The organism is Paenibacillus sp. FSL R7-0204, from assembly GCF_038002225.1.
Taxonomy (GTDB): Bacteria; Bacillota; Bacilli; order Paenibacillales; family Paenibacillaceae; genus Paenibacillus_AQ.
This window is the reverse complement of the sequence record NZ_JBBOCA010000001.1, coordinates 5,709,026-5,733,946: the sequence shown is the minus strand read 5'-3', so window position 1 is coordinate 5,733,946 and position 24,921 is coordinate 5,709,026. Positions and strand designations below refer to the sequence as shown.

The following is a 24,921-nucleotide window of genomic DNA, read 5'->3' as shown; positions in this document are numbered from 1 at the left end:
AAATAAAATTTCTACAAGGGATGATTCGCCTCAGGACAGCTTTTCCAATTTATATCACAGACACGATAGGCCGAGTCCGTTATGATGTGAGATGAATTAGCGATGAAACAAGGTGCTCTTGCCGGATGCGGCAAGGGATAACAGGGAATCGGGTGCAACTCCCGAGCGGTCCCGCCACTGTATGGAAGAGCTGCACTTCATGAGGTCACTCGGGAAGCCCCGGGGAAGACGAAGCCTGCGGCGCCTGTATTCCAAGCCAGGAGACCTACCTTGTCGACGCACACCACGACCCTACGCGGATAGGAGCGGTGTACGGATGGGTTAATGAGAAGAGGCGTTCTGCCCGGATGGACCGGAGGAATCTTGAGTTTAGCGAGGACACCCGGTTTACAACTGCTGGCTACAAGGACACGGCCCATAGTAATGGGACGATGAGAAGCACCTTGTTTCGCTTGGCAGCGGCAGCGCGCTCTATCGAACTTGCCTGCGTACATACACTCCCACCCTTTAGGGTGGGTTTTTTGGGCTTTATGATCTGTAATGGGAAATTAACAAACATGGAGGGTGACAAATGAAAAAACACAGAGGGTGGAGCTTTGCGGCACTGGTTGCCGGATTTACGGTGTACTTTATGCTGAACGAACCGGGGACGGCCCGGGCGATGCACATTATGGAAGGATTCCTGCCGGTTGGCTGGGCGGTGTTCTGGTGGGCGGCGTTTATCCCGTTCTTTGTCCTGGGAATCTTCAAGCTGAGAGCCATGACCCGCGAGAATCCGGAGCTGAAGCTGCTGCTGGGCCTGGCCGGGGCGTTTACCTTCGTCTTGTCTGCACTCAAAATGCCTTCCGTGACCGGCAGCAGTTCCCACCCCACCGGTACCGGACTTGGTGCGGTAATGCTGGGGCCGTTGCCCATGAGCGTAATCGGCTCGATTGTCCTGCTGTTTCAGGCGCTGCTGCTGGCGCACGGGGGGATCACTACGCTCGGGGCCAATGCGTTCTCGATGGCGGTGGCGGGTCCTTTTGCCGGATATGCAGTGTATAAGCTGATGATGAAAATGCCGGATCGCGAGAGGCTGGCCTTGTTCTGTGCGGCTGCGGTGGCTGATCTGAGTACGTACGTAGTGACATCCTTCCAATTAGCGGTGGCTTTTCCGGCGGCGGATGGCGGCGTGCTGGCTTCTTTTCTCAAATTCGGGGGCATCTTTGCCGTGACGCAAATCCCGCTGGCCATCAGTGAAGGGTTGTTGACGGTACTGCTGTGGAACTGGCTGAAATCGTATAGCCCGAATGAATTGTCGCTTCTGAAACGCAAGGTGAACGGAGGAAGAGCCTAATGAGCAATAAATGGAAAAATGGTTTGATGCTGCTGGTTGTTATTCTGCTGGTCATTCTGCCGCTGCTGCTGGTTAATGGGGAATTCGGCGGGGCCGATGATGCGGCTGAAGGTGTGATTACCGAGATGAACCCTGACTATAAGCCTTGGTTCAAGCCGCTGACTGAGCTCCCGGGGGAGACGGAGAGTATGTTGTTCGCATTGCAGGCAGCGATTGGTGCCGGTGTGATCGGTTATACCCTGGGGCTGCTCAAGGGCAAGCAGGGCGGGGCGAAGCAGCATAGCAGCAAGTGATCCGGCGGATTGATGTTCTCTCCTACAATAATGCTCTGCGCCAGTTATCCCCGATGTGGAAAAGCTCGTTCGCAGCCCTGATGTTCCTGCTCTCTTACACCGTACATCCGGTCCTACAGGCTGCAATCACCCTATGGATGATGTCCTGGTGTGTTTTACAGGCCCGTATTCCCTTCCGTGCTTATGGCATGCTGTTCGGCACAGCGCTGCTGTTCTATGCGCTTAGCGTACCGGCGCTGCTCGTGGAATTCGGGCATCCGGCTGCGGGAGAGGCAGGGATATTCCCGCTTCCGGGACTGAACCTGCCGGTATATGTCACAGCGGCGGGACTTCAGCGGGCAGGGGAGCTGCTGGCCAGAATCTCTGCCTGCATGAGCTGTTTCTTCTTCCTGATGTTTACGACTCCGTTCAGTGAGCTTTTGCAGGTGCTGCGCAGGCTGCGGATGCCGCAGATTGTCCTGGAGCTGATGCTGATTATGTACCGCTTCCTGTTCTTGCTGAGTGATGCAGCGCATGGTCTGCTGCTGGCCCGCCGGTTGCGCGGAGGCCGCCGGGGCTATAAGGCCAGACTGAGGGAGACTGCGGCCATGGCAGGAGCGCTGTTCGGCAACACGATGCACCGGTATTACGGATTATCTCAAGGGCTGCTGGCCCGCGGATTCACAGACGAGATTATTCTCCCGCCTTATACTGCGTGTCCTGTGCCACGGCACTATAGAATCCAGGCTTATGCCGGTATTGCGGTGTTGCTGCTGGCTGAGGCGTACTTTATCACAAACACATGAAAGGAGCCGGCCATGGATCAGGAATATAGTCTGGCTTTTGACGGAGTGGTGTTCCATTACCCAGATACGAAGGAGCCTGCACTGCATGAATTGACGTTCTCCATCCCCACAGGCAGCAAGACGGCGGTGCTCGGTCATAACGGTTCGGGCAAATCCACGCTGTTCCTGCATGCTGTCGGCATTTTGCGCCCGCAGCAGGGTACGGTTGTGCAAGGAGGGAAGGCGTTATCCTACTCGAAAAAAGAGCTGGCCGCTCTGCGGCGGAAAGTGGGCCTGGTCTTCCAGGACCCTGAGCAGCAGCTGATCCTCAGCACACCGCTGGAGGATGTGTCGTTCGGGCTGCGCGGCAGCGGCATGGCTGAACCGGCTATTGCTGCTCGCTGCCGTGAGGTCATGGAGCTGCTGAATTTAACCGATCTGGGCGATAAACCGATTCACCAGCTTAGTCTGGGACAGAAAAAACGCACGGCACTCGCCGGTGTGCTGGCTATGGAGCCAGAGCTGATTCTGCTGGATGAGCCGACCTCGTATCTGGACCCGTTATCGGAAACGCAGATGCTGAAGGGGCTTGAAGCCATACATGATAAAGGGACAACCGTAGTTATGGCTACGCATGATATGGATCTGGCCTACCGCTGGGCGGACTGGATTATTGTGCTGGAGCATGGAAGATGCCGGGCGGCGGGGACGCCGGAGGAGATATTTGCGGGAAGGGAGGAGCTATTGTCTATTGGTCTGAGATTGCCGCTACTGGCTGACTTATGGTTCAGCCTGCCTGCCAGCCTGACCGCAGGGCAGAGCGCTCCCCGCACCGCCGGAGAATTCAAGGTGAAGCTGCATAAGCTGCTTGCGCTTGACCACAGCTATTCATGAACGGGGGAAGAAGAATGAAGAAACAAGGAAAGCTGCTGATTATCGGCTTCGGCCCCGGAGCGCTGGAGCATATTACCGGCCGCGCACTGGCTGCGCTGGATGAGAGCGAGGCGGTCATCGGCTATACCACTTATGTAGATCTGATCAGGCCGCTGCTGCGGCATCAGGAGATTGTCGGCACGGGAATGACCGAGGAGGTCAGCAGGGCCCAGGAGGCCGTCCGCAGAGCAGAAGAAGGGCAGACGATTGCGGTAATCTCCAGCGGCGATGCCGGTGTCTACGGAATGGCCGGGCTGGTCTACGAGGTGCTGATCGAACGCGGCTGGAACCGCTCAGAGGGGGTACAGGTGGAGGTGATCCCGGGAATCTCGGCGATCCAGTCCTGCTCCTCACTGTTGGGGGCCCCGATAATGCACGATTCCTGCACGATCAGCCTGAGCGATCATCTTACGCCCTGGGAGAGCATCGCTGCGCGTGTGGAAGCAGCGGGGGCGGCGGATTTCGTCATTGCGTTCTATAATCCGCGCAGCGGCAGACGGACGCGCCAGATTGAAGAAGCGCGCACCATTCTGCTGCGTTACCGTGATCCGGCTACACCGGTAGGCATTGTCAAAAGCGCCTACCGTGACCGCCAGCAGACCGTCGTAACGACGCTGCAGGATATGCTGGAGCATGAGATCGGCATGCTCTCGACAGTGGTGGTCGGCAACTCTGCTACCGTTGTCTATGAGGATCTTATGATTACGCCGCGCGGATATGAGCGCAAGTACAGTCTCGGGGCACAGACGCAGACGCTGAAGCCGCACGAACGGCTGCGCACAGCCGCAGAGCCGTGGTCGCTGGCTGCGGCGGAATCTGGGCAGACAGAGGGGGCAGCTGGAGCCGGAGCGGCAAAAGCTGTGGATGCTGCGGGAGAAGCTGCTGTTGCGGGAATGGAAGCGGAATCAGGGCTGGCAGAAGACGCGGCTGCGCAGAGCCGGGCTGCTGCTTCGCATGTGGAGCGGCTGCGTAGCTTGTCTGACCGGCTGACGGCATCGACCGATTCTTCCTTCGAGCTGGAGATTGCTCCCTCAACCGGCAGCCGCAGCTTCAGCGGCGATCAGATGAAGCTGCTGGCTGAGCTTGCAGGCAGTGATGGGCAATTGGTCTATACAAAGGACGGCTATTTCCTGCTGCGCGGCAGCCGGAGTGAAGGAGCAGAGGCAGGAGCAAGGCTGCTGGAGGCCGGACTGAATGTAAGTACGCCTGGAGATTACGTGAAGGTGAAGACCTGCGGATTCTGTGAGCTGCGCAGAAGCGGAGCCTTAAGTGCTGCTGTCCGGCTCCACACCCTGCTGCATGGAGTGGCTGTGCCCAGAGAGCTGCACATCAGTGTAGCCGGCTGCGGTATGGCTTGCAGCTCCGCTGTGCTGGATGACATCGGCCTGGTAGTGTCCCGCGGCAGCTATGAGCTGTATCTCGGCGGCAAGAAGTCCGGGCGGGGCGCCCATGCAGGGATTTTGGTGCGTGAAGGGATGGACGAGGAGCAAGCGGTAGCCGCTGTAGCTGCGGCAGTTGAGGATTACAGGGCCCATGGCCGGGAGCAGGAGCGTTATCATGCGTTCCGGGAACGGACGGACAGCGCAATCGGGAGTGCAGCCCATACATCCGACAACAATAACAACATAGAAGGAGTGCAGACGATGAGAACGGTATTACTGGTGGGACACGGGAGCCGGGTTCAAGCGGGAAATGAGGAGCTGCTGGAATTCACCCGCCTGCTCGCGGCCCGTAAGCCGGAGCTGAAGGTCGAGACCTGCTTCATCGAGCTGGCCTCGCCTTCCATCGCTGGCGGCATTGCCAGATGTATTGAGGGCGGTGCGGCGGAGATATACGTAGTGCCGATTATTTTGTTCGCGGCGGGGCATTCCAAGCTCGATATTCCAATGGCCATTGATGAGGCCAAACAGAGATATCCCGGGGTGAAGTTCATCTACGGACGTCCGCTGGGGGTGCAGGACCGTGCTGTCGATATTCTGCTGGAGCGGATTCAGGAAGCAGAACGACTTCCAGTGGCGCAGGAGAAGGCAGCTGGCGGAATGGACCTGGAGCTGCGAGGGAACGGTGCATCTACCGCAGAGGATAAGGACACGGTTGTGCTGCTGATGGGACGCGGGGGCAGTGACCCGGATGCCAACAGCGATCTCTATAAAATAAGCCGGCTGCTCTGGGAGAAAACAGGCTACCGCAGCGTGGAAAGCTGCTTCATTGCCATTGCCAAGCCGTCGCTGCCGGATGGGCTTGAGCGCTGCCTGGCGCTGGGTGCGCGCAAAATTATCGTTCTCCCGTACCTGCTGTTCACCGGAGTGCTAATGCAGCAGTTCGCTGAGAGAGTCGCGCAATTTGCAGCTGAGCATCCCGGGCTTGAAGTGGAGATTGGCGGCACACTGGGCGCACATCCGCTGCTGGTGGATATGCTGACAGAGCGGATCGAGGAGACGCTGGAAGGCCGTGCCTTCAGCAACTGCGATAACTGCAAATACCGCGATGCAGCCTCTCTGCACCACCACCACCACCATCATGGTGAGGAGGGGCACGGGGAGCATGGGCATGCGCATCACGGGCATGGACATCACGGTCATGAGGGGCATGGACACGGGCACCATGAGCATGAAGATGTTGGGCATGGAAACGGGCACCACTGCGATGGGAAGCATGGCCATCACGAGTGTGAGCATCACGGGCATGATGAACATGTTCACACGCATCACGCGCATGAGCATCACTGCCATGGGCAGTATGATGTAACGGAGGCGGCGGCTTCGGCAGACGACCGGGCGCTTCGCCAGCCGCGATGATCTTCATGTTATGCGGCACCAGCGACGCCCGGGAGCTGGCACAGAGCCTGATGCGCCAAGGCCTGCCGCTGCAGGCCAGCGTAGTGACGCCCAGCGGGGCAGAACGCCTTACGGCCGTAGGCATCCGCACCCGCACCGGCAGACTGGACCGCGCGGCGATGATCTCTTTGCTGCAAGCTGGCGGGTATCGTGCCGTGGTGGACGGCAGCCATCCTTTTGCGCTGGAGGCCCATGCCAATGCGATGGAAGCTGCTGCTGCGCTGGGATTGCCTTACTTCCGCTACGAGCGGCAGAGTCTTATCTATAGCAGCCATCCCCGGTTGTTACTTGTGCATTCGTATGAAGAGGCTGCGCGCAAGGCCAAGGAGCTGAAGGGCTCTGTGATGCTGACTACCGGCGGCAAAACGCTGGAGATTTTTGCGGAAGAGCTGCTGGGAGATCCGGACATCCGGCTGACCGTAAGGCTGCTGCCTTGTCTGGAGAATCTGGAGAAGTGTCTGGCTCTTGGGATAGAGCAGCGAAATATTATTGCGCTTCAGGGCCCTTTTAGCAGAGAGATGAATGAGGCCTTATACCGGCAGTATGGCACCCGGGTGATGATTACCAAGGAGAGCGGGGCCGAGGGCTCGGTGGATGAGAAGCTGCATGCCGCGCTGGATATGGGATTATATGTGATTTTGATTATGCGGCCGGGGCTGTCGTTTGGGGATGGCGGAACGGTGTTTGATTCTTTTGACGAGATTACGGCTGCTGTGAAGCATGCGCTGCTAATGACAAGGGAAGAGGGATGAATGTGGATTTCGGGACAGAGTTCAAGCCGGTGACCGTACAGCCGCAGGAGATAGAGGGTCTAAGCTTTCAGATGATTACAGAGGAGCTGGGTGAACATTCGTTTAGTGCACTGGAGTATCCGATTGTACAGCGGATTATTCATGCTTCGGCTGATTTTGAGCTGGGACGCAGCCTGGTGTTCCATCCCGGGGCGATTGAGGCGGGGATTCACGCCATTCTGCAGGGCAAGCCGATTATAGCGGATGTGCGGATGGTGGAGGCGGGCATTGCCAAGGAACGGATTCAGCGGTACGGCGGTGAGGTCCGGGTGCATATTTCAGATCCTGATGTGGTGGACGAGGCGAAGGCGCTGGGAGCCACAAGGGCGATCATCGCAACGCGTAAGGCTTGCGCCGAGGCACCGGGGGGAATCTATGTCATCGGCAACGCGCCGACTGCCCTGCTGGAGCTAATCCGTCTGGTAAAAGCAGGCGCCGCCCAGCCAGGCCTCGTCATCGGCATGCCCGTAGGCTTCGTCTCGGCGGCGGAATCCAAAGATGAGCTGCGCAAGCTGGATATTCCCTACATCACCAATATCGGCCGCAAAGGCGGCAGTACGATCGTGGTCGCCGCAGTGAACGCACTAAGTCTGCTGGCCGTCCGCCGGGCGGCGGGCGAGCTGGGTTAGCAGATCACGGGTAAGACGGCTGGAGCGTTCTCACCGATGAACGGTTTAATGTGCCTAATCTGCGGATTGCGGTAGCGTGTGGGCTCACTAATTGTATTCTGTGCAACAGAATTCGTAATTTTATAGTTAAAATCCGGTTCTATTGTAGTTCGTACACTTGATTTCTGGATAAAGGCTCGGAAACACCTCCTCCATCAAATTCTAATGTACAAAATGCAGCAGACTCACTTTTTTGGCGGATATGGGGTTTAACTAATGTACAAAGTGCAATGGAGCCAGAGAAAATAGTAATATTTGTATGCAAATCTCCTGATTTGCTTAGAAACAGCAGTATAATCAGGTTATATAGAGAGTAAGACAGGTTACCTGCCCAGGGCGAACGCTCAATGGGTAGGCTTCAGCGATGTGCAGATTGTTCAGTTTGTGAGGATTCATTCTTAGACCATCAGCAAAGAGGGATTGCCATGACCAACGAAATACCCGGTCAAGCCGTCAGGCAGAACTGGAGCCAAGAAAGCAGAGCAGGGGCGGGGCAGGCGGGGCAAGTAGAGCAAGCGCCCAACCCCGGATTGCCCGCTCCCGAATCCGCAGAGGCAACGCCCGCTCCCCCGCTGCGCAGGGGCTACACGACAGGGGCCTGTGCCGCAGCGGCAGCCGCAGGTGCGGCAACTCTGCTCATTACAGGGGAGAGCCTGCCTGCGGTAGAGATCGATCTGCCGGCCGGGTTTCGTCATACCTTTGAGCTGACCGGCTGGCAGCGTACAGGATCACACACGGCAAGCTGTGCCACAGTCAAGGATGCCGGAGACGACCCGGATGCGACACATCTGGCGTGGATCGAGGCCGCGGTGAGCTGGCGGGATCAGCCGGGCGTGGAGATTGACGGGGGCCGCGGTGTCGGCCGGGTGACGAAGCCGGGCCTGCCGATTGGCGTGGGAGAGGCGGCGATTAATCCGGTGCCCCGGAGGATGATTCAGGAAGCGGTAACCGCCGTACTGGAGGAGCACGGTGCAGCGCGGGGGATAAGGGTAGTCATCAGCGTGCCGGAAGGCGAGGACATTGCCCTGAAGACGCTGAATCCCCGGCTGGGTATTCTGGGAGGAATTTCGATTCTGGGCACGCGGGGCGTGGTGACGCCGTTCTCCACCGAAGCTTATAAGGCGAGTGTGGTTCAGGCCATCTCGGTGGCGGCTGCGGCGGGGAACCGGCAGGTTGTGCTGACCACAGGCGGCAGCAGCGAGAAATACGCCATCGCGATGTTTGCGGAGCTTCCAGAGGAAGCTTTTATCCAGATGGGGGAATATGTAGGCTTCTCGCTGGAGCATGCGAAGGCTTACGGGATTCGGAAGGTTACCTTCGTCGGAATGGCCGGCAAATTCTCCAAGGTGGCGCAAGGGGCCATGCTGATTCACTCCAAGAACGCGCCCGTCGATTTCGGATTCCTGGCCTCCGTAGCAGGCAGTGCGGGAGCGTCCCCGGAGCAGGTGCTGGAGATTGCTGCCGCCAATACAGCCTCACAGGTCGTGGATATGATGACTGAGGCGGGGAATCACATTTTTTTCGAGCAGCTGTGCAGGCATGCCTGTGAACAGAGTCTGGCGCATATGAACGGAGGCATGATTGTAGAAATGGTGCTTATTACAATGAAGGGCCGGGTGCTGGGAAGGGCGGAGATTCATGGATAACCTGATTTATGTAATCGGGATCGGTGAGGATGGCGCCGGCGGTCTGACACCGGATAGCTTAAGTATTGTGAACAAGAGCGAGGTGCTGCTGGGCGGCGAGCGGCAATTGAATTTTTTCGGCAGGTATAGAGGGGAGAAAATCGTGCTGCAAGGCGGCTTGAAGCCTTTTACAGACAAGCTGGAGGAGGTGTGGCGTGAGCGGCGGACGGTGGTTCTGGCCTCGGGGGACCCGTTCTTTTTTGGGATTGCCGGGTATCTCGTCCGCAGGTTCGGGCCGGAGCATGTGGAGGTGATCCCCCATTATAGCAGCGTGCAGCTTGCGTTTGCGCGGCTGGGGGACAGCTGGCAGGATGCGGAGCTGATCAGTCTGCACGGGCGTCCCATTCAAGGACTGGCCCAGCGGATCGACGGCAAGCACAAAATCGCTCTGCTGACAGACGAGAACAATACCCCTGCGGTCATTGCCGCTTATCTGCAGGAGTTCGGGATGACGGAATATGAGGCGTTTATCTGTGAGCGGCTTGGCGGGGCGGAGGAAGTCTGCCGGTTCTGGACGCTGGAGGAGATGGTGACCAGGGAGTTCGCGCCGCTTAACGTCGTGATCCTGCGCCATAAGCCGGAAGTCTCTGCGCCTGTGCGGCGCGGATTCGCTTATCCGGACGAGGAGTTCCGGCAGCGCAAGCCGGAGAAAGGCCTGATTACGAAGCGCGAGGTCCGCGCTCTGGTGCTGTCGGAGCTGAACCTGTCCGAGGATGCAGTCGTGTGGGATATCGGCTCCGGCTCGGGTGCGGTGGCTGCGGAATGTGCGCGGATCGCCAGATTCGGGAAGGTCTTCGCTCTGGAGAAAAGTGCCGAGAATCTGCCGAACATGGCAGCGAACCGCCTGAAGTTCCGGGCGGATTTCGAGATCATTCAGGAGAAGGCACCGCAGGGCCTAGCCGCTCTGCCTGACCCGGATGCCGTCTTCATCGGCGGCAGCGGCGGGGAATTAGCGAACATTATTGCGCACAGCGCCGCCAGACTGCGCCCGGAGGGCCGGATTGTGGTCGGGGCGATTACGGTGGAGACGCTACATGGCAGCATGGAGGCGCTCAAGGCGGCCGGACTGGCCTGCGAGGTCACGATGCTTCAGGCATCGCGCGGTAAGCCGATTCTCGGCATGACCCGGTTCGACGGAATGAATCCCGTCTATGTCATCAGCGGCCGGAAGCTTCATTAATCATCAGAAATCATCAGACAATAACGAAGGAGGAACCCGCAATGAAGACCGATGTAACTGAGCCGCGTGGGCAGGCTGCGGACGGACAGGAAATATCGTCAGCTGAAGCGGCCGGGACGCTGTGGACAGAAGCAGCGATGCAGGCGGCCAGTGCGTTATTTGACCCGCTGGATGCAGAAGAGCTGGAACTGGAGGAAAGATTGACTCCCCGGGCGATCGGGACGTTATACGGCGTAGGCGTCGGCCCCGGCGACCCGGAGCTGATCACGCTTAAGGCTTGCCGTCTACTGCGGGAATGTCCGGTGATTGCTTATCCGGCTACCAAGAAGGGCGGTAAATCCTACGCCTATGAAATCATCGAGCTGCATGTTGACCCGCAGGACAAAATCATGCTCGGACTGGTCTTTCCGATGACGAAGGACCCGGAGCTGCTGGCTGGCGGCTGGACCCGCACAGTAGAGCTGTGCTGGGCAGAGCTGAGACAGGGGCGGGATGTGGCTTTTGTGACGGAAGGTGATCCTAATCTCTTCAGCACTTTCATACATCTGTCCCGGCTGATGCAGGAGCTGCATCCCGGCGTACCGGTCGTCTCGGTTCCGGGAATTTCCTCCGTGCTGGGCGCGGCGGCGGCGCTGGAGCAGCCTCTGGCAGACGGCAATCAGCGGGTGGGGATCATCCCGGCAACGGACGACAGGGAAGCGCTTCGGGAAGCGCTGCTGCATCATGATACGGTGGTGTTCCTTAAGGTGGCCAAGGTGCTGGATCTGGTGCTGGATGTGCTGGATGAGCTGGGCTTGTCCGGCCGCGCCTCGGTGGTGACCAAGGTCACCTCCCCCTATGAGACTGTCTGGCGCGATGCACGGGACCTGCGGGGCAAGGAAGTGGAGTACCTGAGTCTGATGGTGGTGAGCAAATGACGAATAAGCTGTTGGAGCCAAAAGTATATATTGTCGGTGCCGGACCCGGTGATCCCGAGCTAATTACGGTGAAAGGCAGCCGGATTCTGCGCTCGGCAGATCTGGTGCTGTATGCGGATTCGCTGGTCAGCGAGGAGCTGATCCGCAGTGCTAAGCCCGGTGCTCAGGTGCTTCAGAGCTCAGGCATGGATCTGGAGCAGCAGGTGGAGCTGATGACACTTGCCGTGCAGTCCGGTAAAAGCGTAGCCCGCGTCCACACCGGCGACCCCGCCATGTACGGAGCAATTCTGGAGCAGATGTCGCTGCTGAAGCTCTGCGGTGTCAGTTACGAGATTGTGCCGGGCGTCAGCTCGGTTTTTGCCTCTGCGGCGGCGGTTGGCGCAGAGCTGACCGTGCCGGAGCTGACGCAGACGGTCATTCTGACCCGTGCGGAAGGGCGCACGCCCGTACCGGAGCGTGAGCAGCTGCGCAAGCTGGCGGAGCATCACTGCACGGTGGCGCTGTTTCTAAGTGCATCACTGGCCGGCCATGTGAGCAGTGAATTCCTGGCCGCAGGCTGGAGCCCGGAGACCCCGGTGGCGGTCGTGAAGCGGGCCACTTGGCCGGATCAGCAGATTCTGCGGACCACGGTTGAGAAGCTGGAGGCGGACCTGCGTGATGCCGGCATCACTATGCATGCCATGATCCTGGCCGGCTGGGCGCTGGACCCCGGGCTGACGGACCGCGATCAGCACCGCTCCAAGCTGTACGACAAGACTTTTACCCATGGCTGCCGGGAAGGAATTGGCTCCGGTGAGTAAGCGGTACGCGGCTGTTGCCATTACGCGCTGCGGGATAGAGCTGGCTGTGAAGCTTGGTGCGCAGCTTGGCGGGACTGAGGTCTTTGTCTATGCCAAGTATAGCGGCGGGCTGGAGGCGCGAAGCGGAGAGATCACTGTTTTTGACGGACCGGTCAGAGGGTTGCTTCCTAAGCTCTTCTGGAGCTATGAGGCGGTCATTCTGTTCTTCTCGCTGGGGGCGGCTGTCCGGCTGACGGCTCCGCTGCTGCGGGATAAAAGAAGCGATCCTGCCGTCATCGTCATCGATGAACGCGGGGAGCATGTCATCAGCATGCTCTCCGGCCATCTCGGCGGAGCGAACAGGCTGACACTGGAGATTGCGGGGCTGCTGGGCAGCCATCCGGTGATCACCACAGCTTCGGATGTGCAGGGCACCTTCGCTGTCGATCTGCTGGGCCGGGAGTACGGCTGGCACGCTGACAGCTTTACCCCCATGAAGGGGGTTAGTGCTGCGCTCGTTAACGGGGAGCCGGTGGCTTTTGTGCAGGAGAGCGGAGAACGTGACTGGCTGCCGCCGGGTGCTGAAGTGCCGGAGCATGTCTCTATGTTCGCAAGCAGGGCTGAGCTTCGGCATAGCAGACGCAGCTTCAGCGCAGCGATTGTGGTAAGCGACCGGGTGGCGGAGGAACCGGAGAAGGACGCGCCGGCAGATACTGCTCTGGCCGAGTCCATTGTAGTGTATCGCCCGCGCAGTCTGGTGCTTGGACTCGGCTGTAACCGCGGGACGTCTGCGGAAGAGCTGGAAGCCGTGATCCTGCATACTCTGAATGAGCTCCATCTGTCGCTCCATAGTGTGCGGAATGTGGCGACGGCCGGGATCAAGGGGGATGAAGCCGGACTGCTGGCCTTGTGCGCCAAATACAGCTGGGAGCTGGTTCTGTACACCCCGGAGCAGCTAAATACAATTAAGCTGGACCATCCGTCCGAGGTGGTATTCAGGGCAACGGGGGCTTACGGTGTCTGTGAACCTGCTGCGCTGCTGTCTTCAGGTGCGCATTCGCTCCTGCTGCCTAAGCACAAGAGCGGCAATGTGACCATCGCCGTAGCCCGGGTTGTCTATCCTGGAGAGAAGGAGGGGAGAAACGGTGAATGAGCCGAAGAATGTTGCTGGGTATGAAAAAGAGCCCGGATCAGCCCCTCGGGAGCCGCAGGCGCGTCCCCGCCTGGTCATCGCAGGCACAGGCAGCGGCTCGGGCAAAACAACGGTCACGCTGGGACTGATGCGCGCTTTTGCCCGGCGGGGCCTGAAGGTTCAGGGCTTCAAATGCGGCCCTGACTACATCGATCCCGCTTATCACAGTGCGGTTACAGGCCGTCCCTCACGCAATCTGGACTCATGGATGACTTCAAGCGCTTATCTGCAGGAGTATTTCCTGCAGGCTTCGGCTGAGGCCGACCTATCTGTCATTGAGGGCGTCATGGGTTTGTATGACGGCAAAGAGGATACGGCACTGACCGGATCAACGGCGGAGATCGCCATCCTGACCGCCAGCCCTGTGCTGCTGGTGGTCGATGTCCGCAGCATGGGCCGCAGTGCTGCGGCGATTGTGCTGGGCTTCCAGCTGCTGGAGCCGCAGGTGCGGATTGCCGCCGTTCTGGTGAACCGCTGCGGCAGCGGGGGGCACTACCAGTTAGTTAAGGCTGCCATTGAAGCAGCCTGCGGGATTCCCGTGATCGGCTGGCTTCCCCGCGACAGCGGTCTGGCCATCCCGGAGCGGCATCTGGGCCTGCTGCCCGCTGTGGAGCGCGGGGAGCTTGCGCCCTTGTTCGACCGTGCCGCCGACATGCTGGAGGAGGGCACGGATCTGGAGCGGCTGCTGGAGCTTGCTGCAGCCGCTCCTGCAGTGCAGGGGCAGCCTGTGGCGCCGGAGCAAGAAGCCTTGCTTGCCTGCAAGCAGACGCCGGACCAGCAAGTTCGCTCTCTTACATATGCGGCTGAACTTTGTAACCCCGCTGCTCAGATACATAAGACACAGGCAGGCCCGGCGGGGCCTAGCCCGCTCATTGCCGTAGCCCGGGATGCGGCGTTCAATTTCTATTACGCCGATAATCTGAAGCTGCTTGCACGTGAAGGTGCTAAGCTGGTGTACTTCAGCCCGCTCAGCGGTGAAGGCATTCCGCCGGAAGCTGACGGCATCTATCTCGGCGGCGGCTTCCCGGAAGAATTCGCGGCGGTGATTGCCGCGAACCAACTCTTCCTAAGCGGCCTGAGATCCGCCGCAGACGCTGGAATGCCACTGTATGCGGAGTGCGGCGGCTATATGGTGCTGGCCCGCAGTCTGACCGACCGCACCGGCACGGTGCATGAGATGGCCGGAATCATTCCGGCACACACCGTGATGCAGGAACGCCGGGCGGCACTCGGGTATCGTGAAGTTACGGCACTTCACGACTGTCTGCTGCTGAAGCAGGGCGAGCGTCTGCGCGGCCATGAATTTCATTACTCCGTCATGAGCTATCCTGAGGGGGCAGCCCGGACCTATGCCTACGAGAGTAAGGGCAGAGGGGGCAGCCAGCCGGAAGGCTACATCAGCGGCAGCATTATGGCTGCTTATGCGCATATCCATCTGGCCTCCCATCTCCCGGCAGCAGCCCGGCTTGTAGCAGCCTGCCGGGCCTATCGTGACCGCAAACAGGCTGTGCAGCAGCATGTTCCCGGCTCCCGCAACCAACAAGTGGAATAACGTTAAGCCTGTTGATTAGCTATTTTCTGTTAATAAAATCGACGGCATGAGCTAAATAAATCTTCCACTCCACAGGTAGCTTTTGCAGCGTAAATAATCGATCAAACTCGGCGAACGTTAATCTAGCGCTAACATGCACAGTACTATTTCCCTGTTCAAACAGAAACTTTAGCAACACATACACCAATAAAGCCACGTATAGCTGCCCATATACTGCATTTTCTGTGGTTCCAAATAACTTGGGAATGTTTAAATGCTGCTTAATCCAACGAAAAAATACTTCAATCTGCCAACGTTTCTTATAGATGTCTGCTATGGCTTCGGGGGAGTGCCAGTGCAGATTTGTCGCAAGAATGACGGGATTCCCTTTAGGATCTTTAAGAATCACCACCCGAAACTGATTCTTGCTGAGCGCCTTAACCTTTCCTAATTGGCACGTCAAATCCTGCTCGATACTTCCCTCAAATGGGCGATTTCGCAGGCGCGGGACCGGATTCACGAGCGTGGTGTTATCCTTAAGCCGAATGACAAAATATTGCCGCTCTTTCTTCTCTTGATAGCTGTCAAACAGCTTGTGCTTCCCGTAAGCGCGGTCTGCCACCAAAATATATTGGCTGTCGAGCAGGAAGGCGCAACTGTTTAAATCATGCTGTACAGCCGGGGTCTCCGTCACTTTGTGCAATTCATTCGAGTCCCCAAGTAATCCGACATGCAGCTTAACGCCTGCTTTTCTGCCTTTAATTTGTGCCCAAGGCAAGCGGCCTTGACCGACCGAAATGGTGGTTGAATCCACGATTAACAGTTCTTTCGGAATACCGAGTGACCGCTTGGCCTTCCGATTACAGAGCCCTATCATGAGTTTCAATAGACGCTTAAATAAGGAGAAAGGAACCTCTTTAGCCTTTTTGGAAAGCGTCGAATAATTCACCGCACGTTGTCCCTGAAGGGACATTCGCTGCGCACCGTCTCGGTATCCATCCCACTGCTGAAACGCTGCTTCAGCTAGAAACAAAAACAAATCATACACGGTAAATTTACGCGCAACATCAATATAGTTTAATTCTTCCAGAATCGGACGTAGTTTTTCCTCGGGAATCACCAATTGCAGAATGTTTGAAATTGAAGTAGACTTTTTCATGAGGCCACCTCGTTTCGGAAGGTTTGTAGGGGTACAAACACTTTATCGAAATGGCGGCCTTTTTGCTACCTTTTTTTGGGTAATCAACAGGCCTAGAATAACGTATCTTAAATTATTAATTCTAACGAAATGTGTGGCGATAAGTGGAAAAACAACATCTATTCATGTTACTTTTAGCTACTTGGGCTAAAATGGGCAACATTAAGTGTTGTTTTTCCAACTGTTGTTCTAGCATCGGCTATTCGTTCATTAGCAAGTGTAGAAAATCCAACTACCCCCGTACCGTTCAATCCAGCCTAAGCCACATCAGCAAACCACTTCTTTATACTATATGTCAACCGCTTGTCATACGTTTAAGAGCCACGTATAATAGGACAAGAGAACGCTTTATTACCGCGCCCGGGCTGATCAAACGGCAAGTTCCAGCGCAGGAAACTATCGAAGGTTAATAGAAGCAACAGCATATGGATGCATCAGGAGAAGGGGGAACGCTGCAGTGAAATTGTTGGGAGCGATTGAAGCAGGAGGAACGAAGTTTGTATGCGGTATCGGGAATGAGGACGGGACGATTATCGACCGGGCGAGCTTTCCGACTGCCACTCCTCAGGAGACTATGAGCCAGGTAATGGATTATTTCAGCGGAAAAGCTGTGGAGGCTATCGGCATCGGTTCATTCGGACCGATTGATCCCGTGATTGGAAGCCCCACCTATGGATATATTACAACCACACCGAAGCCGCATTGGGGCGGGTATAATCTGGTGGGAGCCGTGGAGGAGCAATTCCACGTTCCAATCGGCTTTGATACGGATGTAAACGGCGCGGCGCTGGGTGAATACACCTGGGGAGCAGCGCAAGGTCTGGATAGCTGCCTCTATATCACGGTGGGCACTGGGATCGGTGCCGGTGCTGTGGTGGGCGGGAAGCTGGTTCACGGGCTGTCCCACCCGGAGATGGGTCATATTCTGGTCCGTCGTCATCCTGAGGACCACTACGAAGGTTTTTGCCCGTATCACGGCGATTGCCTGGAGGGTCTGGCAGCAGGTCCGGCCATTGGCAAGCGCTGGGGGAAGCCGGCGGGCGAGCTGCCTGCGGATCATCCGGCTTGGGCGATGGAGGCCCACTATCTGGCCCATGCGCTTATGAACTATGTGCTCATCCTCTCGCCGCAGAAGATCGTAATGGGCGGCGGTGTGATGAAGCAGAGCCAGCTCTTCCCGCTGATCCATACCAAGCTGCAGGAGCTGCTCGGCGGATATGTTCAGCATCCGGCGCTTAATGAACAGATTGGCAGCTATATTGTGCCTCCGCAGCTTGGAGATAACGCCGGTCTGTCGGGCGCACTGGGTCTGGCCAAGCTGGCTTTGGACCGCAAGTAGGCTATCCTGTCAAAAAGGCATTGACTGTTACGTAATATATGGTATTCTAGTTTCTAACAGTATAGCATTTAAGAGGAAGCACCTCTTTCACGAATGTCGTGGGAGAGGTGCTTTTTTGCGTTCAAATATGTCATGCGTACTGTAAGACGACGAAAGTAGGGATTCATATGCAAATCGTATTCATGAACCGTTTGTGCAAAAGATCAGGAGTGGACGAAGAGATTTTTGCTCAGCTATGGATTGGAGAGGAAGAGGGGCAGTGGCGTCTGGGCTGGCGTGATTTCTCCGGGGAACAGGAGACGGGCGACAGCCTGTGGTATGAAGGCGGATCATGGAATGAGATGCTGTGTGTATACCGGCACGAGCTTGCCGTGAAGATGGGGGATGGCTACCGCCCGCTGATTGACGGGGTATTTCATGACGAGGATAACCTCAGCATCCGCAGCCAGGAGCAGCTTAAGCTGCAGTATTTCAGTGAGCAATACGGGAATGAAGCCATCTTCGAGGAGCTGTGCTCCTGGCGCAGGGGGAAGGCCTCCAGTGAGCGGAAGGCACCTTATATCCTGGCCAGCAACCGTCTGCTGCGCATGATCAGCGCATTTCTTCCCCGTACGGAGGAAGAGCTGCTGCAGCTTCCGGGTGTGGGAGAAGGCAAAGTCTCACAGTATGGTGCAGACTGGCTTAGCATCACCGCGGCGGCTGAGCGTGAGCATGATTTTCCGCTAAGCTGGGTGAATCATGCCATAGACGAAGAGAGCTTCGTATCCTGGCACTATAAGCAGAAGGAGCTTAAGTACAAGAAGCAGCTGGAGCGGCTGAGACTGCGGCGCGTTCTATTACAGGGGATCGAGGAGGGGCAAGGGATGGAGCAGCTCAGGGCACTTAGCGGAGTTTCCCGCCGTGAAGTGCTTGAAGTATTGGAAGAGCTGGAGAAGGACGGCTATTCGGCCGAGAAGCTCATTGCCCTGGAGCTGGGCGGAGTGAGCTCCGAAGAGCAGAACAATATTTGGACAGCCTATGAACTGATCGGCGACAACTTCCTGAAGCCTGTTCTCTACAAAGCCTACGGTGACAACTTCGTACCTGCTGACGGACTTGATCTGTATTATGAACGCCTGCGGCTGATCCGCATCCGCTTCCGGCGGGAGCATCCGGCGGCGCTTGGAATGGCTGCCCCTTTGTAAGTGGGGGACTGACGGCCTGCATCACTCCCAATCTGCGGTCCTGGTAACCGGAGCTCCTGATCGGCGCAGACGCATTACATACTGGTGACACAGCAACAAGACGAAGGCTCCCCGGGTCCCGGAATAGCCGGGTATACGGTGCCTTCGTCCTTCGTATTCGTCCGCCCTGCTTCATAGCCACTCCTTCTTACGGAAGATAATGAGCATTCCGCAGCCTAGCGTCACCATGACGGCAATGACGCCATAGTAGCCGTACTCGGTGTGGATCTCCGGGATATTGTCAAAGTTCATGCCGTAGATCCCGGTAATCACGGTCAGCGGCATGAATATGGTGGTAATTGCCGTAAATACACGCATGATTTCATTGGCGCGGTTCGCAATACTGGACTGATAAGCTTCGCGTAAGTTGCCCATGAGATCGCGGTACGTTTCGAAGGTTTCAGAGATCTTGACCGCATTCTCATAGATATCGCTGAAATACTTCTGCAGCTGATCGTCGATCAGGCGGAGATCCTTTTTGTTGAGCGTGTTGATAACTTCCTTCTGCGGGCCGAGCATCTTCTTCAGCCAGAGAATCTCACTGCGCAGACCGATGATCTCGCTCAGATGCGATTTCTTGGTATGCATGAGGATGTCTTCCTCCAGCTTCTCGATCCGCGCTTCAATCCGGTCACCGACCGAGAAGAAGTTGTCGACAACGAGGTCGATCAGCAGATACAGGAAGCGGTCAGGCGTACTGACCTCCTGTTCCCACAGTACGGGCTTCAGGACGCGCAGCTCATGGATCTTCTGCTTCGTAACGGTAATAATATAATGTCTGCCAAGGAACACGTTGAGCGCACGGAGGAAAATTTCTTCATCATCGAACCGGATGCTGTTCACCACGATGAAATAATGACTCTCATAAATCTCCAGCTTCGGACGCTGATCCTCTTCGCTTAGACAGTCTTCCACAGCCAGATCATGCAGGCCGTATATAGGCTGAAGCTCTACAAGGTCCTCCACATCGGCATCAATCCAGTAGAACCCCTCGGCAGGGGCGGTTAAAGTTTCTTCAATATTGTCAATAGGCGTAAAAACCCCTGCATTCACCAGCCGGATTTTCATCTGATTCACTCCTTATGTCCCTGGTCTTCTCCAGGGGTATGCTAATTTCAGCACACGGAAAAAATCAGCTTGGCCGGTGGTACTATCATGGATGAAGGCCAAAAGACGGTCCGAGAGCATGAAGAAAAAGGGCTCCCGCCGCCGGCAAGCTGATGTTAATCCTGTGTGGTTGTTCATTCTGCACGCTTATTCGCGAGCCCGGGTCGCCTTCCATTGTTCTCTCACCTCTTCTTTTCGCCGTTTATTTTGAAATATAAGAATGTATAGGTTTCACACGATACCTTATCCTTATATTTCTCGCTGAAACGGTACCGTCCTTTAAAGGGACGGCAAAGCCGTTTCCACTTGGTTGAAACACTTGTCTAGTATAACGCCGGGATATGGCTCTTACAAGAGAAATTGTTTTCTGTCATAAGGCCCCTTCAGCATTGTATGGACTTGACGAAAAGGAGGTTCATGATTTAAAGTGAAATTTAAGAAAAAGCATCTTTCAGATGCTTAAGGTTATTCAACTGAATACAGCTAAATCTTATCAAGAGCAGGTGGAGGGACTAGCCCGATGAAACCCGGCAACCGGCGTGTGAACGCACGGTGCTAATTCTTGCGGAAGCTTTGCAGGGCGTTATTCGTCCGGCGGAAGTTCTCTGGCAGATGAGAGAGGCGCATATGACTGCATGATATGACCTTTCTCGCCCGGGAAAGGTCTTTTTTCGCTACCCTGCTTCAGTACTAACCACCAAGTGGAACCCCATTTCAGTTAAGGAGTGAACAGCAATGCCTATCAAAATTCCCGACAGCCTGCCGGCCAAAGAAGTGTTATCCGGTGAGAATATTTTTGTAATGGATGAAAGCCAGGCCTTCCATCAGGATATCCGTCCTCTGCGGATCGCCATCCTGAATCTGATGCCTACCAAAGAAACTACTGAGACCCAGCTGCTGCGCCTTATCGGGAATTCCCCGCTTCAGGTGGATGTTGTTCTGCTGCACCCCAGCTCCCATACGTCGAAGAATACTTCGGCAGAGCATTTGAAGAGCTTTTACAAAACCTTTGATGAGATCAGCCACCGCCGGTTCGACGGCTTGATTGTAACCGGCGCTCCCGTAGAACAACTGGAATTCGAGGATGTCAACTACTGGGAAGAGCTGAAAGTAATTTTTGAGTGGAGCAAGCAGAATGTAACCTCGACCATGCACATCTGTTGGGCGGCGCAGGCAGGGCTGTATCATCACTTTGGCGTGCGCAAGGTGAGTCTGCCGGATAAATGCTTTGGAGTGTTTCCACATACGATTAGCCATAATAATGTTAAGCTGCTGCGCGGCTTCGATGAAGTGTTCCATGTTCCGCATTCCCGCCATACTGACGTCTCCCGTGAAGATATTGAGCAGAACCCGGAGCTGCAGATTCTGGCAGAATCCGAGGAAGCCGGGGTGTACCTGGTGGCTACGCATGACGGGAAGCAGATTTTTGTCACCGGACATTCGGAATATGATCCCTTCTCGCTGAAATGGGAGTACGACCGGGATATCGCCAAGGGGATGGAGGTTGCCCTGCCGAAGCACTATTATCCCAAGGATGATCCGACGGGTACTCCGCCGGCAGTCTGGCGCGCCCATGCCAACTTATTATTCGCTAATTGGCTCAATTACTATGTATACCAGGAGACTCCTTACGATATCGGGGCATTTATCTAAGAGGTTGACTTATTCTTAATAGAAGTAATTAATCAGGAGGCAATGGAGATGGATGAGAAACTGAGAATTGAGAGCAGACTGGCACAGATTGGTTCGATGGAGGACCCCGCCACCGGGGCCATTAATTACCCGATTTATCATGCGACGGCCTTCCGTCATCCGCGACTGGGGCAGAGTACAGGCTTTGACTACATTCGCACCAAAAATCCTACCCGCTCTGTTCTAGAGGAAGCGGCAGCGGCCCTGGAATCCGGGGATGCCGGCTTCGCCTGTGCCTCCGGTATGGCGGCACTGACTACAGTGTTCACCTTGTTTGGACAAGGGGACCATCTCATTGTATCGCTCGACCTGTACGGCGGTACTTACCGGCTGCTGGAACGGATTCTCTCCAAATATGGCATCAGTGCCTCCTATGTAGATACGAACGATCTGGATGGACTGGAAGCGGCCCGCCAGCCGGGCACAAAAGCCGTATTCATTGAGACGCCAACCAACCCGCTGATGATGATAACGGATGTCGAAGCCGTATGTACCTGGGCCCGCCGTCACGGGCTGCTCACGATTGTAGATAATACGCTGCTGACCCCGTTCTTCCAGCGCCCGCTGGAGCTTGGAGCAGATATCGTGGTTCACAGTGCGACTAAGTATCTGGGCGGGCATAACGATGTGCTGGCGGGGCTGATCGTGACCAAGGGCGCAGAACTGTCGGCTGAAATGGCTGTCCTGCATAACTCCCTGGGAGCGGTTCTCGCGCCGAACGACAGCTACCAGCTGATGAAGGGCATGAAGACCCTCGCCCTGCGCATGGAGCGGCATGAGAGCAACGCCCTGGCTATTGCCCGTTATCTGCAGGAGCATCCGGCGATTGCCGAGGTCTTCCACCCGGGCCTGCCGGACCATCCGGGCTATGCCATTCAGAACCGCCAGTCCTCCGGCAACACCGGAATCTTCTCCTTCAAGGTAAAAGAGGCCAGCTATGTGGAGCCGCTGCTCCGCCATATCAAGCTGATCGCCTTCGCCGAGAGTCTGGGCGGCGTTGAATCGCTGATGACCTATCCGGCGATACAGACTCATGCCGATATTCCGGCTGAAATTCGCGATGCCGTAGGCGTGGATGACAGGCTGCTGCGTTTCTCTGTCGGCATAGAGCATGTAGATGATCTGATTGCTGATCTGGGACAGGCCCTGGAGGCCGCCCGGAGCGAGCTGGAATAAGGCACCGCCGGACCCGCCAGGCTGTGCAGCAACCGCAGAACATACAAGCAGCAGTGCCTTTGGGCGCTGCTGTTTACTTTTGCCTGGGACAAGGTCAATTATCGGTTCTGCTCAGCGAAACATTTTTCAAGAACAGCCGATTGTGATACGATGGGAGAACGGACTATTTTTATTTCAAATTGTATTTATCTCATAGACTTCATAGATGAAGAGGAGGCCGTCAACAGTGAGTGCAGTCGATCTTATACTGGATAAGGCACTGAAGGGTGAACGTCTTCAGTTAGAAGATACGGTCACATTGTTCGAGAGCAATGAAATTGAGAAAATGGGCGCTGCCGCAGATATTATTATGAAGCGCTGGCACCCGGAGCCGGTGACGACATTCGTCATCGGCCGCAACATTAACTACACCAATGTATGTGATGTCTATTGCCGCTTCTGCGCCTTCTACCGCAGACCCGGTTCGGAGGAAGGCTATGTGCTTCCCGATGAGACAATCTATCAGAAGATTGCTGAGACCATGAGCGTGAACGGAACCGAAATTCTGATGCAGGGCGGCACGAATCCGAATCTGCCGTTCAGCTACTATACAGATATTCTGCGCGGCATCAAGCAGCGGTTCCCGGAGATTACCATGCACTCCTTCTCACCGGCGGAGATTATGAAAATGGTGGAGGTCTCCGGCCTGCCGCTGGAACAGGTCATGCGTGAGATTCATGCTGCAGGCCTCGATTCCCTGCCCGGCGGTGGCGCAGAGATTCTCGATGACCGCACCCGCCGCAAGATCAGCCGGCTCAAGGGCTCCTGGCGCGAGTGGATGGACGTCATGCAGACCGCACACCGGATCGGCATGAATACAACGGCCACGATGGTCATTGGTCTGGGTGAGACTATGGAAGAACGGGCGCTGCATCTGCTTCGTGTCCGTGAAGCCCAGGACGAATGTATTGCGAACAAATATGATTCCGAAGGCTTCCTGGCGTTCATCTCCTGGACCTTCCAGCCGGATAATACGAACCTGAAGCTGGACCGCCAGACCCCGGAGGAGTATCTGAAGACCGTAGCCATCAGCCGCCTGGTGCTGGACAATATCAAGAACTTCCAGTCCTCCTGGGTAACGATGGGGCCTGAAGTAGGCAAGCTCTCCCTGCAATACGGCTGCAATGACTTCGGCAGCACGATGATCGAGGAGAACGTAGTCTCCTCGGCGGGCGCGACCTACAAGGTCAACATTGAGTCCATCACCCAGCTCATCCGCGAAGCGGGCAAGATCCCGGCGCAGCGCAACACGCGCTATGACATTCTGCGGACGTTCGAGGATGCGAATGCGAAGATTGACAATGATTTTGTGATGCAGAACTAGAGGCTAGCTATAGGGTGCTTTTGGCATAATGGGGTAAATACATCAAGGATAAAGTAGCGGGTATGTACTACACATCTTGTAGTATTTACCCCGTTAATTTTACATGTTCAACTATAACGCTTGTTCAATAATAATCCGAATGGAGGGATTAGTTCTGGATAAGCGTTTTTTGACGTCTGGAAGAGATACTCGGGGAAGAAAGCGGGCAATCTTTCTTTGATAATAATGGGCAAAAGAAAGGGGTAGCGAATATTTGACTAATTTAACTGTTCAAACCCAGATCCCATTTATTCATTTAGATCGAAGTGGAATTGTTGAGGTAAATTATGAGCCAATTAGTGACCCTGTTAAGACAGGTCTTGATACAATACGGAATTTTGATGTCGCTCGTTGTGTTGGTTTCCCCTCTATGCATGCTAAGATTCATTATGAGGGTTCAGGGATTAGGTCATGTTTTGGATGGATACAGCTAATTACAGACTTTCAAACTAAAATGAATAATACTGAAGTAGTAGAATTTGATGTAGATGTATCACAGAATATGAGAAATTGTGGAGTCCCTTTTTATTCATATGGAAACCTACCCGAAATATATGATCCACCCAATAATAACATTGGAGACAACTCTCGATTAAAATGGGTAGCCGACACATTTTTAACAACTATGCCTCATAGATCAAATAATGATACCGTTGGATATATTCTTGGGTTCCGTTGGGGTTACATAGAGTATGCATCTGAATTGAATTTACCTGTTGAGATAATACCACTGCAAGTAACAGATGCAACTTACTGGAATAAGCAAATAAAATTATTTAGGGAGCGGTTCGGTGCTTGGAATTTCGTTGAAGCCTAAATGTTGATAGTTTCTCAAGAGGTTGGGGCACATCACATTAACGTCAAGTCAAGCGGTAGGG

21 protein-coding genes, 1 pseudogene and 2 riboswitches are annotated in these 24,921 nt (G+C 55.7%); of the genes and pseudogenes, 20 read left to right on the top strand and 2 right to left on the bottom strand.

Annotated elements, in window-relative coordinates:
• Nucleotides 1–93: 93 nt before the first annotated feature.
• Nucleotides 94–287: riboswitch (cobalamin riboswitch) on the top strand.
• 284 nt (nucleotides 288–571) lie between these two features.
• The 14 genes and pseudogenes from MKX42_RS25095 to MKX42_RS25035 all read left to right on the top strand — a co-directional run bounded on the left by MKX42_RS25095 (nucleotide 572) and on the right by MKX42_RS25035 (nucleotide 14,927).
• Entirely contained in the window at nucleotides 572–1,336 is a 765-nt protein-coding gene (locus tag MKX42_RS25095) for an energy-coupling factor ABC transporter permease (RefSeq protein ID WP_340755473.1), read from the top strand.
• On the top strand, nucleotides 1,336–1,629 hold the full coding sequence (locus MKX42_RS25090) for an energy-coupling factor ABC transporter substrate-binding protein (RefSeq protein WP_340755471.1): 294 nt from the start codon (nucleotides 1,336–1,338) through the stop codon (nucleotides 1,627–1,629). Before MKX42_RS25095 ends, MKX42_RS25090 begins: the two co-directional genes overlap by 1 nt.
• Nucleotides 1,626–2,414, top strand: a complete 789-nt coding sequence (gene cbiQ, locus MKX42_RS25085; protein WP_340755469.1) for a cobalt ECF transporter T component CbiQ — start codon at nucleotides 1,626–1,628, stop codon at nucleotides 2,412–2,414. The genes MKX42_RS25090 and cbiQ overlap by 4 nt, the downstream gene beginning before the upstream one ends.
• A gap of 12 nt (nucleotides 2,415–2,426) precedes the next feature.
• Nucleotides 2,427–3,287 carry an energy-coupling factor ABC transporter ATP-binding protein gene (locus MKX42_RS25080; protein ID WP_340755467.1) on the top strand — a complete coding sequence of 287 codons (861 nt, stop codon included), beginning with the start codon at nucleotides 2,427–2,429 and terminating at the stop codon, nucleotides 3,285–3,287.
• Between the two features lie 14 nt (nucleotides 3,288–3,301).
• Nucleotides 3,302–4,918 (top strand): annotated as a pseudogene (gene cobJ / locus MKX42_RS33485) (precorrin-3B C(17)-methyltransferase); the annotation flags it as partial.
• Nucleotides 4,919–4,969: 51 nt separating this feature from the next.
• Complete coding sequence (locus MKX42_RS33480) at nucleotides 4,970–6,124, top strand: sirohydrochlorin chelatase (protein ID WP_445669391.1); 1,155 nt, start codon at nucleotides 4,970–4,972, stop codon at nucleotides 6,122–6,124.
• Nucleotides 6,121–6,915, top strand: coding sequence for a precorrin-6A reductase (cobK, locus tag MKX42_RS25070; RefSeq protein WP_340755463.1), 795 nt, complete (start codon nucleotides 6,121–6,123; stop codon nucleotides 6,913–6,915). The genes MKX42_RS33480 and cobK overlap by 4 nt, the downstream gene beginning before the upstream one ends.
• Before the next feature lie 2 nt (nucleotides 6,916–6,917).
• On the top strand, nucleotides 6,918–7,583 hold the full coding sequence (locus tag MKX42_RS25065; protein ID WP_340755461.1) for a precorrin-8X methylmutase: 666 nt from the start codon (nucleotides 6,918–6,920) through the stop codon (nucleotides 7,581–7,583).
• A gap of 569 nt (nucleotides 7,584–8,152) precedes the next feature.
• Nucleotides 8,153–9,268 carry a cobalt-precorrin-5B (C(1))-methyltransferase gene (locus MKX42_RS25060; RefSeq protein WP_445669390.1) on the top strand — a complete coding sequence of 372 codons (1,116 nt, stop codon included), beginning with the start codon at nucleotides 8,153–8,155 and terminating at the stop codon, nucleotides 9,266–9,268.
• Complete coding sequence (gene cbiE, locus MKX42_RS25055; protein WP_340755457.1) at nucleotides 9,261–10,487, top strand: precorrin-6y C5,15-methyltransferase (decarboxylating) subunit CbiE; 1,227 nt, start codon at nucleotides 9,261–9,263, stop codon at nucleotides 10,485–10,487. The genes MKX42_RS25060 and cbiE overlap by 8 nt, the downstream gene beginning before the upstream one ends.
• Before the next feature lie 41 nt (nucleotides 10,488–10,528).
• Nucleotides 10,529–11,404, top strand: coding sequence for a precorrin-2 C(20)-methyltransferase (gene cobI, locus MKX42_RS25050; protein WP_340755455.1), 876 nt, complete (start codon nucleotides 10,529–10,531; stop codon nucleotides 11,402–11,404).
• A complete protein-coding gene (gene cobM, locus MKX42_RS25045) occupies nucleotides 11,401–12,204 on the top strand; it encodes a precorrin-4 C(11)-methyltransferase (protein ID WP_340755453.1) in 804 nt (267 codons plus the stop codon). The genes cobI and cobM overlap by 4 nt, the downstream gene beginning before the upstream one ends.
• Nucleotides 12,197–13,336: a cobalt-precorrin 5A hydrolase gene (locus MKX42_RS25040; RefSeq protein WP_340755451.1), complete on the top strand. Its 1,140-nt coding sequence runs from the start codon at nucleotides 12,197–12,199 to the stop codon at nucleotides 13,334–13,336. The genes cobM and MKX42_RS25040 overlap by 8 nt, the downstream gene beginning before the upstream one ends.
• A 70-nt stretch (nucleotides 13,337–13,406) precedes the next feature.
• Nucleotides 13,407–14,927 (top strand): cobyrinate a,c-diamide synthase, encoded by a 1,521-nt coding sequence (locus MKX42_RS25035; protein ID WP_340757805.1) that lies wholly within the window; start codon nucleotides 13,407–13,409, stop codon nucleotides 14,925–14,927.
• Nucleotides 14,928–14,946: 19 nt separating this feature from the next.
• Here the strand turns inward: MKX42_RS25035 and MKX42_RS25030 are convergent, their stop codons facing one another.
• Nucleotides 14,947–16,065 (bottom strand): IS4 family transposase, encoded by a 1,119-nt coding sequence (locus MKX42_RS25030; RefSeq protein WP_340752990.1) that lies wholly within the window; start codon nucleotides 16,063–16,065, stop codon nucleotides 14,947–14,949.
• 496 nt (nucleotides 16,066–16,561) lie between these two features.
• Between MKX42_RS25030 and MKX42_RS25025 the strand changes: the two genes are divergently transcribed.
• Nucleotides 16,562–17,443, top strand: coding sequence for an ROK family protein (locus MKX42_RS25025; protein ID WP_340755449.1), 882 nt, complete (start codon nucleotides 16,562–16,564; stop codon nucleotides 17,441–17,443).
• 167 nt (nucleotides 17,444–17,610) lie between these two features.
• Nucleotides 17,611–18,627 (top strand): HRDC domain-containing protein, encoded by a 1,017-nt coding sequence (locus MKX42_RS25020; protein WP_340755448.1) that lies wholly within the window; start codon nucleotides 17,611–17,613, stop codon nucleotides 18,625–18,627.
• A 171-nt stretch (nucleotides 18,628–18,798) separates the two neighbouring features.
• On the opposite strand, the gene corA is transcribed toward MKX42_RS25020, so the two are convergent.
• Nucleotides 18,799–19,734 (bottom strand): magnesium/cobalt transporter CorA, encoded by a 936-nt coding sequence (corA, locus tag MKX42_RS25015; protein ID WP_036696789.1) that lies wholly within the window; start codon nucleotides 19,732–19,734, stop codon nucleotides 18,799–18,801.
• A gap of 526 nt (nucleotides 19,735–20,260) precedes the next feature.
• Nucleotides 20,261–20,392, top strand: a riboswitch (SAM riboswitch).
• A gap of 116 nt (nucleotides 20,393–20,508) precedes the next feature.
• Between corA and metA the strand changes: the two genes are divergently transcribed.
• The 4 genes from metA to MKX42_RS24995 all read left to right on the top strand — a co-directional run bounded on the left by metA (nucleotide 20,509) and on the right by MKX42_RS24995 (nucleotide 24,860).
• A complete protein-coding gene (metA, locus tag MKX42_RS25010) occupies nucleotides 20,509–21,426 on the top strand; it encodes a homoserine O-acetyltransferase MetA (protein ID WP_340755446.1) in 918 nt (305 codons plus the stop codon).
• A gap of 48 nt (nucleotides 21,427–21,474) precedes the next feature.
• A complete protein-coding gene (locus MKX42_RS25005) occupies nucleotides 21,475–22,641 on the top strand; it encodes an aminotransferase class I/II-fold pyridoxal phosphate-dependent enzyme (protein WP_036722449.1) in 1,167 nt (388 codons plus the stop codon).
• A 226-nt stretch (nucleotides 22,642–22,867) separates the two neighbouring features.
• On the top strand, nucleotides 22,868–24,004 hold the full coding sequence (gene mqnC, locus MKX42_RS25000; RefSeq protein WP_340755444.1) for a cyclic dehypoxanthinyl futalosine synthase: 1,137 nt from the start codon (nucleotides 22,868–22,870) through the stop codon (nucleotides 24,002–24,004).
• 253 nt (nucleotides 24,005–24,257) lie between these two features.
• Complete coding sequence (locus MKX42_RS24995; RefSeq protein ID WP_340755442.1) at nucleotides 24,258–24,860, top strand: hypothetical protein; 603 nt, start codon at nucleotides 24,258–24,260, stop codon at nucleotides 24,858–24,860.
• Nucleotides 24,861–24,921 lie beyond the last annotated feature (61 nt).